The 11809-nt window shown below is 67.0% G+C and carries 9 protein-coding genes; all 9 read left to right on the top strand.

Annotation, left to right across the window (positions count from 1 at the left end):
* Positions 1 to 30: 30 nt before the first annotated feature.
* The 9 genes from A7V84_RS18500 (at position 31) to A7V84_RS21720 (ending at position 11776) form a co-directional block, all read left to right on the top strand.
* Positions 31 to 1407: a NarK family nitrate/nitrite MFS transporter gene (locus A7V84_RS18500; RefSeq protein WP_025514257.1), complete on the top strand. Its 1377-nt coding sequence runs from the start codon at positions 31 to 33 to the stop codon at positions 1405 to 1407.
* Positions 1408 to 1434: 27 nt separating this feature from the next.
* Positions 1435 to 5148: a nitrate reductase subunit alpha gene (locus tag A7V84_RS18505; protein WP_063491704.1), complete on the top strand. Its 3714-nt coding sequence runs from the start codon at positions 1435 to 1437 to the stop codon at positions 5146 to 5148.
* Complete coding sequence (gene narH, locus A7V84_RS18510) at positions 5145 to 6701, top strand: nitrate reductase subunit beta (protein WP_063491703.1); 1557 nt, start codon at positions 5145 to 5147, stop codon at positions 6699 to 6701. Before A7V84_RS18505 ends, narH begins: the two co-directional genes overlap by 4 nt.
* Before the next feature lie 14 nt (positions 6702 to 6715).
* Positions 6716 to 7333 (top strand): nitrate reductase molybdenum cofactor assembly chaperone, encoded by a 618-nt coding sequence (narJ, locus tag A7V84_RS18515; protein WP_025514262.1) that lies wholly within the window; start codon positions 6716 to 6718, stop codon positions 7331 to 7333.
* On the top strand, positions 7321 to 8004 hold the full coding sequence (narI, locus tag A7V84_RS18520; protein WP_025514264.1) for a respiratory nitrate reductase subunit gamma: 684 nt from the start codon (positions 7321 to 7323) through the stop codon (positions 8002 to 8004). Before narJ ends, narI begins: the two co-directional genes overlap by 13 nt.
* A gap of 170 nt (positions 8005 to 8174) precedes the next feature.
* Positions 8175 to 8693 (top strand): molybdopterin-guanine dinucleotide biosynthesis protein B, encoded by a 519-nt coding sequence (gene mobB, locus A7V84_RS18525; protein WP_025514266.1) that lies wholly within the window; start codon positions 8175 to 8177, stop codon positions 8691 to 8693.
* Positions 8690 to 10588: a type IV pili methyl-accepting chemotaxis transducer N-terminal domain-containing protein gene (locus tag A7V84_RS18530; RefSeq protein WP_025514269.1), complete on the top strand. Its 1899-nt coding sequence runs from the start codon at positions 8690 to 8692 to the stop codon at positions 10586 to 10588. Before mobB ends, A7V84_RS18530 begins: the two co-directional genes overlap by 4 nt.
* A gap of 12 nt (positions 10589 to 10600) precedes the next feature.
* The gene (locus A7V84_RS18535) at positions 10601 to 11281 is read left to right on the top strand and encodes a response regulator (protein ID WP_025514271.1); all 681 of its coding nucleotides are present in this window, start codon (positions 10601 to 10603) and stop codon (positions 11279 to 11281) included.
* A 180-nt stretch (positions 11282 to 11461) separates the two neighbouring features.
* Positions 11462 to 11776 carry a hypothetical protein gene (locus tag A7V84_RS21720; RefSeq protein ID WP_025514273.1) on the top strand — a complete coding sequence of 105 codons (315 nt, stop codon included), beginning with the start codon at positions 11462 to 11464 and terminating at the stop codon, positions 11774 to 11776.
* The last annotated feature ends 33 nt before the right edge of the window (positions 11777 to 11809 follow it).

An 11809-nucleotide genomic window follows, 5' to 3' on the forward strand; every position in this document is an offset into this window, starting at 1 on the left:
CCAGTACCTGTTTTCCTGCACGGAGTTTTTATGCCCCAATACGTCCTACAACAATGGGAGCCGGACGATCCGGCATTCTGGAAGCAGCGCGGCGCGCGCATCGCACGCCGCAACCTGTGGATCTCCATTCCCGCCCTGATGCTGGCCTTCTGTGTATGGCTGCTCTGGAGCGTCGTGGTGGTCAACCTGAACCGGGCCGGTTTCAGCCTCACCAAAGACCAGATGTTCTGGCTGACGGCCTTGCCCGCGCTGTCCGGCGCGACGCTGCGCATCTTCTATTCCTTCCTGGTGCCCATCGTCGGCGGACGCCGCTGGACCGCGCTGTCGACCGCCTCGCTGCTGGTGCCCGCCATCGGCATGGGCATCGCCTTGCGCGACCCCTCCACCTCCTACGGCACGCTGCTCGCACTGGCCTTGCTGTGCGGCCTGGGCGGCGGCAACTTCAGCTCCAGCATGGCCAACATCAGTTTCTTTTTTCCCAAGGAACAGAAAGGCCTGGCCACCGGGCTTAACGCCGGCATCGGCAATCTGGGCGTCTCGCTGGTGCAGTTCACCGTGCCGCTGGCGATCTCGACCGGGCTGTTCGGCCCGCTGGGCGGCGCGCCCCAGGACGTCGCCGGCCACGCACCGCTATGGTTGCAGAACGCCGGACTTATCTGGGTCATTCCCATCGCCGTGACCTCGCTGGCCGCCTGGTTCGGCATGAACGACATTGCCTCGGCGCGGGCCTCCTTCACCGAGCAGGCCGTGATCTTTCGCCGCAAGCACAACTGGGTGATGTGCTGGCTCTATGTCGGCACCTTCGGCTCCTTCATAGGCTTCTCGGCAGGTTTCGCCATCCTTTCCCAGACCCTGTTCCCGCAGGCCGACCCGACCGCCTATGCCTTTCTCGGGCCGCTGGTGGGCTCGCTGACGCGGCCGCTGGGCGGCTGGGTGTCGGATCGCGTGGGCGGGGCCCGCGTCACCTTCTGGACCTTCGCGGCCATGATTGCGGCCGTGGTGGGCGTGCTCGCCTTTCTGCCCCCGGCCGGCCAGACGGGCGGCAACTTCGGCGGTTTCCTGGGCATGTTCATCGTGCTGTTCGCCCTGACCGGCGTGGGCAACGGGTCGACCTTCCGCATGATCCCGGTGATCTTCCTGCAGCAACAGCTGAGCGCGGCAGGCCAGCAGGCCCAGGCCCAGCAACAGGCCCGCAGCGAAGCGGCAACCGAGTCGGCCGCGGTGCTCGGATTCTCCAGCGCCATCGGCGCCTATGGCGGCTTCTTCATCCCGCGCAGCTTCGGCAGTTCGCTGGCGCTGACCGGCGGCGCCCAGGCCTCGCTCTACGGTTTCATCATCTTCTATGCCAGTTGCCTGCTGGCGACCTGGTGGTGGTACGCGCGCCGCAACGCGCCCGTGCCCTGCTGATCCACATCCACTCACTGGAGACACGCCATGAGCCGTTTTCTGGATCGCCTGAATTTCCTGCGGCGCGAGACCGCCCCCTTCGCCGACGGGCACGGCCAGACCATCAATGAAGACCGCCGCTGGGAGAATGCCTATCGCATGCGCTGGCAGCACGACAAGATCGTGCGCTCCACCCACGGCGTGAACTGCACCGGTTCCTGTTCCTGGAAGATCTACGTCAAGAACGGCCTGATCACCTGGGAAACCCAGCAGACCGACTACCCGCGCACCCGGCCCGATCTGCCCAACCACGAACCTCGCGGCTGTCCGCGCGGGGCCTCGTACAGCTGGTACGTCTATTCGGCGCAACGCCTGAAGTACCCCCTGGTGCGCGGCCGGCTGATGGCGCTGTGGCGTCAGGCACGCCAGACCATGGACCCCCTTGCCGCCTGGGAATGGATCAGCCAGGACGAAGCACGGGCGCGGCAGTACAAATCGGTGCGCGGCCTGGGCGGCTTCGTGCGCGCCGACTGGGATACCGCCAGCGAGATCATCGCCGCGGCCAATGCCTACACCATCAAGCGCTATGGCCCCGATCGCCTGTTCGGCTTCTCGCCCATTCCGGCCAAATCCATGATCAGCTATGCCGCCGGGGCCCGCTACCTCAGCCTGCTGGGCGGCGTGTGCCTGAGCTTCTATGACTGGTATTGCGACCTGCCGCCAGCCAGCCCCCAGACCTGGGGCGAACAGACCGATGTGCCCGAATCGGCCGATTGGTACAACTCGACCTACCTGATGGTGTGGGGCTCGAACGTACCGCAGACACGCACACCCGACGCCCATTTCTACACCGAGGTTCGATACAAGGGCACCAAGACGGTCGCCGTCTCCAGCGACTACGGCGAGATGGTCAAGTTCGGCGATCTGTGGCTGGCGCCGCGCCAGGGCACCGACGCCGCACTGGCGTTGGCCATGGGCCACGTGATCCTCAAGGAATTCCATCTCGGCGAAGGCTCGGCCTATTTCCGCGACTATGTGCGCCGCTACACCGACATGCCCATGGCGGTGCTGCTGCGCCCGCATGGCGAGGGCTATGTGCCGGACCACTTCCTGCGCGCCAGCCATCTGGACGGCGCCCTGGGCCAACACAACAACCCCGACTGGAAAACCCTGGTCTTCGCCGAAGACGGCCAGACCCTGCATGCCCCGCAAGGCAGCATCGGCTTTCGCTGGGGCGAGGCGGGCGGGCGCTGGAATCTCGAATCCCGCGATGCCGCCAACGGCGAGCCCCTGCAGGCCGCGCTCAGCCTGATCGGCTGCGCCGACGAGGTCGTCGAAGTGGGCTTCACCGACTTCGGCGGGGCGGGCCCGCGCCTGTACCATCGCCGCGTGCCGGTGCGCTGCCTGCGTCTGGCCGACGGCAGCCTCGCGCGGGTCGCCACCGTGTATGACCTGCAGCTGGCCCACTATGGCGTGGACCGCGGGCTGGGCGGCGCCAACGTGGCCGCCTCCTATGACGACGATCAGCCCTGTACGCCCGCCTGGCAGGAGCGCCACACCGGCGTGCCACGCCACCTGGTGATCCAGGTGGCGCGCGAATTTGCCCAGAACGCCCACGACACCGAAGGCAAGTCCATGGTCATCGTGGGCGCGGGGCTGAATCACTGGTACCACATGGACATGACCTACCGCGCCATCATCAATCTGCTGATGATGTGCGGATGCATAGGCAAGAGCGGTGGCGGCTGGGCCCATTATGTGGGCCAGGAAAAGCTCCGTCCGCAGTCCGGCTGGGCCCCGCTGGCTTTCGCCTCCGACTGGGCGCGTCCCTCGCGCCAGATGAACGGCACCTCGTTCTTCTACGCCCATACCAGCCAGTGGCGCCACGAGAAGCTGCCGGTCGGCAGCCTGCTGGCGCCCAGCGCCGATGCCGCGCGCTACGCCGGCCTGAGCCTGATCGACCTGAACATTCGCGCCGAACGCATGGGCTGGCTGCCCTCCGCCCCGCAGCTGCGCAGCAACCCCCTGGACGTGGTGGCCGAGGCCGAGGCCGCCGGCCGCGATCCGGTCGAATACGCCGCCGAGGGCCTGCAAAGCGGCCGGCTGCAGCTGGCCTGCGAAGCGCCCGACGATCCCGCCAACTTCCCCCGCAACCTGTTCGTGTGGCGCTCCAATCTGCTGGGCTCCAGCGGCAAAGGCCACGAGTATTTCCTCAAGTACCTGCTGGGCACCCAGCACGCTCTGTTCGACGAGGAAGACGAGGCCCTGCCGGCAGCCGAGGTCTGTCGCGGCAACGCCGCGCAAGGCAAGCTCGACCTGCTGACGGTGCTCGACTTCCGCATGAGCACCACCTGTCTGTATGCCGACATCGCGCTGCCCAGCGCCACCTGGTACGAAAAGGATGATCTGAACACCTCGGACATGCATCCTTTCATTCATCCCCTGTGCGAAGCCGTGCAGCCGCTCTGGGAAAGCAAAAGCGACTGGGAAATCTACAAGCTGCTGGCGCAACGCTTCAGCGAGATCGGCGGCCCGGCCCTGGGCACGCGCCGCGACCTGGTGCTCACGCCGCTGCTGCACGACACGCCCGCCGAACTGGGCCAGGCGCTCGAGCCGCTGGACTGGAAGCACGGCCAATGTCCGCTCATCCCGGGGCGCACGGCGCCCGCCATGACTGTGGTCGAACGCGACTACCGCGCCATCCATCAGCAGTTCACGTCCGTCGGGCCGCTGCTCGAGAAACTGGGCAACGGCGGCAAGGGCATCAGCTGGCCTGCCGCCCCGGAGGTGCAGGAAGTGGCCGCCCTCAACCAGCGGGTGACCGAAGCCGGTCCCAGCGCCGGGCGTCCACGCCTGGACAGCGCCATCGACGCGGCAGAAATGATTCTGTCGCTGGCGCCCGAAACCAACGGCCATGTCGCGGTCAAGGCCTGGCGCGCGCTGGGCGAACGCACCGGGCGCGATCACGTGCACCTGGCCGCCGGGCGCGAGCACGACAAGATCCGCTTCCGCGATCTGCAGGCCCAGCCGCGCAAGATCATTTCCTCGCCCATCTGGTCGGGCCTGGAAAGCGAGGAAGTCAGCTACAACGCCGGCTACACCAACGTTCACGAGCTGATCCCGTGGCGCACGTTGACCGGACGCCAGCAGTTCTACCAGGATCATCGCTGGATGCTGGACTTCGGCGAAGGCTTCTGCACCTACAAGCCCGCCATCGACACCGGCACGGTTGCGCCGATGCTGGGACGCTACCCCAATGGCGAGACCGAACTGGTGCTCAACTGGCTCACGCCGCACCAGAAGTGGGGCATCCACAGCACCTACTCCGACAACCTGCGCATGCTCACGCTCAGCCGCGGCGGCCCGCATGTCTGGATCTCCGAGAGCGATGCGCAACGCGCCGGCCTGGCCGACAACGACTGGGTCGAGGCCTTCAATCTGAACGGCACGCTCACCGCCCGCCTGGTGGTAAGCCAGCGCGTGCCGCCCGGCATGTGCCTGATGTATCACGCCCAGGAAAAGATCGTGAACGTGCCCGGCGCCGAAACCAGCGGCAAGCGCGGCGGCATCCACAACTCCGTCACCCGTGCGGTGCTCAAGCCGACCCACATGGTCGGCGGCTACGCCCATCAGGCCTACGGCTTCAACTACTACGGCACGGTCGGCAGCAACCGCGATGAGTTCGTCATCCTGCGCAAGATGCGCCGGGTCGACTGGCTCGAAGGTCCGCTGTCCGAAACCGCTCAGGAGCAACAGACATGAAAATCCGCGCGCAGATCGGCATGGTGCTGAACCTGGACAAATGCATCGGCTGTCACACCTGTTCGATCACCTGCAAGAACGTCTGGACCAATCGCGAGGGCGTGGAATACGCCTGGTTCAACAACGTCGAGACCAAGCCCGGGGTGGGCTATCCGCAGCAATGGGAAAACCAGGAAAAATGGCAGGGCGGCTGGCAGCGCAAAGCCAATGGCACGCTGCAGCCGCGCCAGGGCGGCAAGGTGCGCATCCTCACCAAGCTGTTCGCCAATCCGCGGCTGCCCCAGATCGACGACTACTACGAGCCCTTCAGCTACAACTATGCCCGCCTGCAGGACGCGCCACTGTCGCAGACGCCGCCGACCGCCAGGCCGGTGTCGCTGCTGACCGGCAAGCCCATGGACAAGATCCACTGGGGCCCCAACTGGGAAGACGACCTGGCCGGCCCGTTCAGCGCGCGCAGCCAGGATCCCCTGTTCGAGCAGGTGCAGAAAGAGCTCTACGCGAGCTTCGAGAACACCTTCATGATGTACCTGCCCCGGCTGTGCGAACACTGCCTGAATCCGGCCTGTGTGGCCAGCTGTCCGTCGGGCTCGGTGTACAAGCGCGAGGAGGACGGCATCGTGCTGGTCGACCAGGACAAATGCCGCGGCTGGCGCATGTGCGTCTCGGGCTGCCCGTACAAGAAGATCTACTACAACTGGCAAAGCGGCAAGGCCGAGAAATGCACTTTCTGCTATCCCCGCATCGAGGGCGGCCAGCCCACCGTCTGTTCGGAAACCTGTGTGGGCCGCATCCGCTACCTGGGCGTGATGCTCTATGACGCCGACCGCATCGCCCAGGCTGCCGCCGCCGAGACGCAATCGCTCTATCCCGCCCAGCTGGACGTCTTCCTCGACCCGCACGACCCGGCCATCATCCACCGTGCGCGCGAGCAGGGCATTCCCGAGGAATGGCTGCAGGCCGCCCGCCGCTCCCCGGTCTACAAGATGGCGGTGCAATGGCGCGTGGCCCTGCCGCTGCACCCTGAATACCGCACCCTGCCCATGGTCTGGTACATCCCGCCGCTCTCGCCCATCCAGTCGGCGGCGGCAAGCGGCAAACTGCCCATGCAGGCGATGGGGTCACGCGTGCGCGTGCCCGACCTGGACAGCCTGCGCATCCCGCTGCGCTATCTCGCCAACCTCCTGACCGCGGGCGACGAGGCGCCGGTGCGCCGGGCCCTGCAGCGCCTGTTGGCCATGCGCGCCTACAAGCGCCTGGAAACCGTGCACGGCGAACAGGACGCCGACGTCCTGGCCGCCGCCGGCCTGAGCGCCGAGGATGTGCAGCAGATGTATCAGCTGCTGGCCATCGCCAACTACGAAGACCGCTTCGTGGTGCCCTCCAACCACCGCGAACTGACGCACGACAACTTCAGTGAGCAGGGCCAGTGCGGCTTCAGCTTCGACAACGCCGGCGGCAGCGGCTCGCGCTCGCTGTTCGGCAGCCAGCCCGCGGCGGGCGAGGTGCGCGTCGACCTGCCCCGTTCGCGCAAGCGCGCCGCCACGCCCTGAGCCCGGAGCCTGCCATGACACCCTACCGACTCCTGAGTGTGCTGCTGAGCTACCCGCAGCAGGACTTGCTGGACGCCTTGCCCGATATCGACGAGCGTCTGGCCGCCGACGAAGCGGCCGCCCGCAACCTGGCGCCCCTGCTGGCCTATCTGCGCAGCCAACCCCTCATCACCCTGCAGGAAAACTACGTCGACACCTTCGATCGCAATCCCGCCCACGCGCTGCATCTGTTCGAGCACGTCCACGGCGAGAGCCGCGCACGCGGACAGGCCCTGGTCGATCTGCTGCAGACCTACCGCGCCCACGGACTGGCGCCGATTCCCAACGAACTGCCCGATCACATCCCGCTGTTTCTGGAGTTTCTCGGCACCATCGACGCGGCCGCCGCGCAAGCGTTGCTGGAAGACGCCCTGCCGGTGCTGGCGGCGATCGGCGAACGCCTGGCGCGCCAGGACAGCCCGTATGCCGGCGTCTTCGCCGCTCTGGGCACGCCGACGCGCACACTGGCGGCCACCCCCAGCCACCCCATGGCGCAGGTGCTGGCCTGCCAGGCATGTGCACCCGACGGCAGCGAACCGCTGCTGCAACCCGATGTCACGTCCGCCAAGGAGCCTCCCTCATGCCTGCCCTGAACGACTTCTTCTTCGGCATCTATCCCTACATCGCGCTGACCATCTTCCTGTTGGGCAGTTTGGTGCGCTACGAACGCGCACCCTACAGCTGGAAAAGCGACAGCTCCCAGTTGCTGCGCGGCGGCTGGTTGCGTCTGGGCAGCCCGCTGTTCCATGTCGGCGTACTGGGCCTGTTCTTCGGCCATCTGGTGGGTCTGCTCACGCCGCTGGCAGTCTGGCGCGTACTGGGCATCTCCCACGAAACCAAACAGCTCACCGCCATGATCGCGGGCGGCGTGCTCGGCCTGATCTGCCTGACCGGGCTGCTCATCCTGATATGCCGCCGCCTGAGCGACCCGCGCATCGCCGCCACCAGCCATCGAGGCGACCGGCTGCTGCTGGCATGGCTGCTGATCACGCTGCTGCTGGGCCTGAGCACCATCGTCCTGTCCGCCCGTCACGTGGACGGCGCAATGATGGTGCAGTTGATGGAGTGGGCCCAGCACATCGTGACCTTCCGTCCTGGCGCCGCCGATCTGCTGGCGGGTGTGCCCTGGCTGTTCAAGCTGCACCTGTTCATGGGCATGACGCTCTTCGTGATCTTCCCGTTCACCCGCCTGGTGCATGTCTGGAGCGGCTTCGCCTCGCTGGCCTACCTGGCCCGCGCCTGGCAACTGGTGCGCCCCCGCTGACCCGGCATTGCAATGAAAGTCCGGCTCCCACGGTAAGGGAGTCGGATTTTCTTGTTGCATCCGGAACGAAGCGCCGTTGTGCCGCAAGCGGCTGGCATACTCCCGGCGGGTCAAGCGCAACGCGTATCCCGGCCCGCCTTCCGCCTCACTTCAGATCCCCCCCTGCTGGCATGCCTCTTGTTTTCGGCGTCGTCGGCCGCTCCGGCAGCGGCAAGACCACTCTCATCGAAGCCATGTTGCCCTGGTTGCAGCAGCGCAGCCTCGCCGTCAGCGTCATCAAGCATTGCCACCACACCATCGACCTCGGACCGCCCGGCAAGGACAGCTCACGCTTCGTGCGGGCCGGCGCCCGGGAAGTCATGGCGGTGTCGCCACGTCTGTGCGCCTTGGTGCACGATCATCACGACCAGCCGGCGCCCGGCCTGGATGCGCTGCTGGCGCGCATGGCGCCGGTCGACCTGGTGCTGGTCGAGGGCTTCTCACTCTTGGACATGCCACGCCTTGAGGTCTACCGGCCCGGCCACGGGCGAGCGCCCCTGTATCCTCACGATCCCTCCTTGAGTGCCGTCGCCAGCGACACGGCCTTGCCGATCGCGCTGCCCTGCCTGCCGCTGAACGACCCGCCACAGGTCGCCGCCTTCATCTGTCGCACCCTGGGCCTGCCCCGCGACGCCAGCCGGCCGGGATGAGCGCACTGCCGCCACTGCGTCAGCGCCTGTCGATCCGCATCGTGGCCAGCTCCACGGGCGCCCTGCTGGTGATATCGCTCATCGTGGGCTGGACCTTGTTGCTCTCATGGCAATTGCAGGGCGCCGGCGCGGCCATCAACGACACCGGCAGCCTGCGCATGGGCGCATATCGGGTGGCGGTCGAACTTCTGCGCGCGGGCCCCGCCCGTGCGCCGCGCAGCCAGGCGCGGATGCAGGAAATCGATGCCACGCTCGAACGACTGGCGCGCGGCAACCCCGAGCGCCCCTTGTCCCTGCCCCATGACCACACGATCGACCTGCAATGGCGTGGCGTGGCCGGCTACTGGGCCGACACGCTCAAACCGGCCGCCCGCCGCGCCATCGACGGCGGCGATGCCACCCCCTACCTGCAGGCCCTGCCCGAGTTCGTGGCGCGGGCCGACGCGCTGGTGCGCATGATCGAGCACGACAGCGCACGCAAGACCCGCCTGCTGCGAATGTCGCAGATCGTGCTGGCGGTCATCGCGGCGCTGGGCACGCCCTTCATGATCTGGCTGCTCTACCTCTGGATCATCACCCCGCTGCTGCGTCTGCGGCAGGGCCTGCAACGCATGGCTGCGCATGACTTCAGCGTGCGCCTGCCGGTCGTGCGCAAGGACGAATTCGGCCTGCTGGCCGAAGGCTTCAACCGCATGGCCGACGAACTGCAGGCGCTCTACACCCAGCTGGAGCAGCGCGTCAGCCAGAAAACGGCCCGCCTCGCGGCCCGCAACCGCGATATCGGCACGCTCTACGCCGTGACCGCCTTCCTGAACCAGCCCGCAGACGCCAGGGCCCTGTGCGAAGGCTTTCTGCGCCGCCTCATGCGGCGCTTCGATGCCGCCGGCGGCAGTGTCAGGCGCTTCGATGACACCAGCCGCCAGCTCAAGCTGCTGGCATCGGTCGGGCTGCCCGAATCCCTGATCTCGACCCCGCGCTGCCTGTCGGCCCAGCATTGCGCCTGCGACCGCGCCCTGCGCCGCGATGCCCTCATCACGTTCCGCCGCAAATCCCGCCCCGGCGAGCCGCCCTCGCCCCCTTGCAAGGAAGCCGGCTTTACCAGCGTGGCCATGATCAGGGTCGCCGGCCTGGGTTCGTACGCCCTGCACTTTCGCCAGCCCAGACGCCTGAATGCCTCGCAGATCCAGGTGCTGCGCACCCTCGGCCATCACCTGGGCGTGGCGCTGGAAAATCGCCGCCTGAGCGCGCAGGCGCGGCAGTTGGCGGTCATCCAGGAACGCAACCTGGTCGCCCAGGGGCTGCACGACAGCCTGGCCCAGGGACTCAATTTCCTGAATCTCCAATTGCAGCTATTGCAGGCCGGCCTGGACGCCGGTGACCTGCAAGAAGCGCGTCAGATCCTGCCGCTGCTGCGCAACGGCGTCGACGAAAGCTACCGCGACGTGCGCGAACTGCTGCACAACTTCCGCAGCCGCCTGCCGCAAGGCGATCTGCGGCTGGCCATCGAAGACACGGTCGCCCGCTTCCAGTCGCAGGCCGGCGTACAGGCCTGCCTGCGCTTCGGCCAGGACTGGGGTGCGCCGCTGGCCCCCGAACAGCAGCTGCAGGTGCTGTTCATCCTGCAGGAAGCACTCTCGAACGTGCGCAAGCACGCGCAGGCCCGCCACGTATACATCCAGGTCGACAACGGCCGTGACTTCGTCCTGGATGTGCGCGATGACGGCCTCGGCTATGACCCGGCCGTCATTGCCACGGCCAGCGGTCACCATATCGGCCTGCATATCCTGCGCGAACGCGCCGCCCGGCTGCACGGCCGCATCGTGCTCGACGCCCGCCCCGGCGGCGGGGCGCGCGTCACGCTCACCCTGCCAGGCCGCCAGCGCCATGGCGCCTGACCTCCGACACCCATGCCCATCCGCATCCTGCTGATCGACGACCACACGCTGTTTCGTTCCGGCCTGCGGCTGCTGTTGCAACGCCAGCCGGGCTTCGAGGTGGTGGCCGAGGCCGGCGATGGCCTGGAGGGCCTCAAGCGCGCCAAGGCGCTCAATCCGGATGTGATCCTGCTCGACCTGGACATGCCCGGCCTGTCAGGCCTGGAAACCCTGCAGCTGCTGACCCAGGACCGGCCCGGCTGCGCAGTGCTCATCCTCACGGTGTCCGAAGCCGCCGACGAACTCGCCCAGGCCTTGCGTCATGGCGCACGCGGCTATCTCATCAAGAACATCGATGCCGCCGTGCTGGTCGATGCCATCCTGCGCGCCGCCGCCGGACAACCCGTGATCGCCGACAGCATGACCGGCAAGCTGGTCGAGCAGTTCCGCGACCAGGCCAACAGCCTGGATGCCGACCGCCACCGCCTGACCGCACGCGAACATCAGATCGCCTGCTGCCTGGCGCGCGGCGCCAGCAACAAGACCATTGCGCGCGAACTGGGCGTCAGCACCAGCACCGTCAAGATCCATGTCCAGAACATCCTGAAGAAGCTCAACTTCACCAGCCGCGTGCAGGTGGCCGCCTATGTGGTCGCGCAAGGCTGGCAGGCCGCCGGCGGCCCCCCCCAGGAAAAGCCCCCCGGGCTGCCGTAACAAGCGCGACATTCCATCTCCACGACGGGCAATCCCGCCCCGCAGGCAACAGTCGGCAAAGCCTGGTTACGGCATGAGTCCATCTGGCAGACGCCGCACGCTACGGTAGCTCCGTCGAGACAGGCAGCACGCCACGCGCCTTGACGCGTCAGTCTCTTTCTTCTGCGGCTCGGGTAAATCATGAAAAAAATCCTCTCGCTCTCCTGCCTGCTGTCAGCCGGCCTTCTGTTCTCCGCCAGTGCCAGCGCCTGGGACGGCTGGGACGATTCACGCGGGCGCCGCCATCATGCCCACGGCAGCCACAAGCAGGAATACTGGGACGGCGCCTGCAAGGTCAAACGCAAGTGGAAGGGCAACGGCGAATACAAGGAAGAGCGCAAGTGCAAACCCGCCTATCACGGCCATCGCGGGGCGCCCGGCTACTCGGTCTATCCGCAGATCACCGTGCCAGCGATACCCGGCATTGTCATCCAGGGCACCGCCGTGATCCGCTGATGCCTTGATTCCGTCTGACCCCGACGCTGGCCG

The sequence above is a fragment of the Bordetella trematum genome, from assembly GCF_900078335.1.
Lineage (GTDB): Bacteria > Pseudomonadota > Gammaproteobacteria > Burkholderiales > Burkholderiaceae_B > Bordetella > Bordetella trematum.

Coding starts and splice junctions, on each gene's coding strand:
- A7V84_RS18500 (WP_025514257.1), top strand. CDS start 31: ATGCCCCAATACGTCCTACAACAATGGGAGCCGGACGATCCGGCATTC.
- A7V84_RS18505 (WP_063491704.1), top strand. CDS start 1,435: ATGAGCCGTTTTCTGGATCGCCTGAATTTCCTGCGGCGCGAGACCGCC.
- narH (WP_063491703.1), top strand. CDS start 5,145: ATGAAAATCCGCGCGCAGATCGGCATGGTGCTGAACCTGGACAAATGC.
- narJ (WP_025514262.1), top strand. CDS start 6,716: ATGACACCCTACCGACTCCTGAGTGTGCTGCTGAGCTACCCGCAGCAG.
- narI (WP_025514264.1), top strand. CDS start 7,321: ATGCCTGCCCTGAACGACTTCTTCTTCGGCATCTATCCCTACATCGCG.
- mobB (WP_025514266.1), top strand. CDS start 8,175: ATGCCTCTTGTTTTCGGCGTCGTCGGCCGCTCCGGCAGCGGCAAGACC.
- A7V84_RS18530 (WP_025514269.1), top strand. CDS start 8,690: ATGAGCGCACTGCCGCCACTGCGTCAGCGCCTGTCGATCCGCATCGTG.
- A7V84_RS18535 (WP_025514271.1), top strand. CDS start 10,601: ATGCCCATCCGCATCCTGCTGATCGACGACCACACGCTGTTTCGTTCC.
- A7V84_RS21720 (WP_025514273.1), top strand. CDS start 11,462: ATGAAAAAAATCCTCTCGCTCTCCTGCCTGCTGTCAGCCGGCCTTCTG.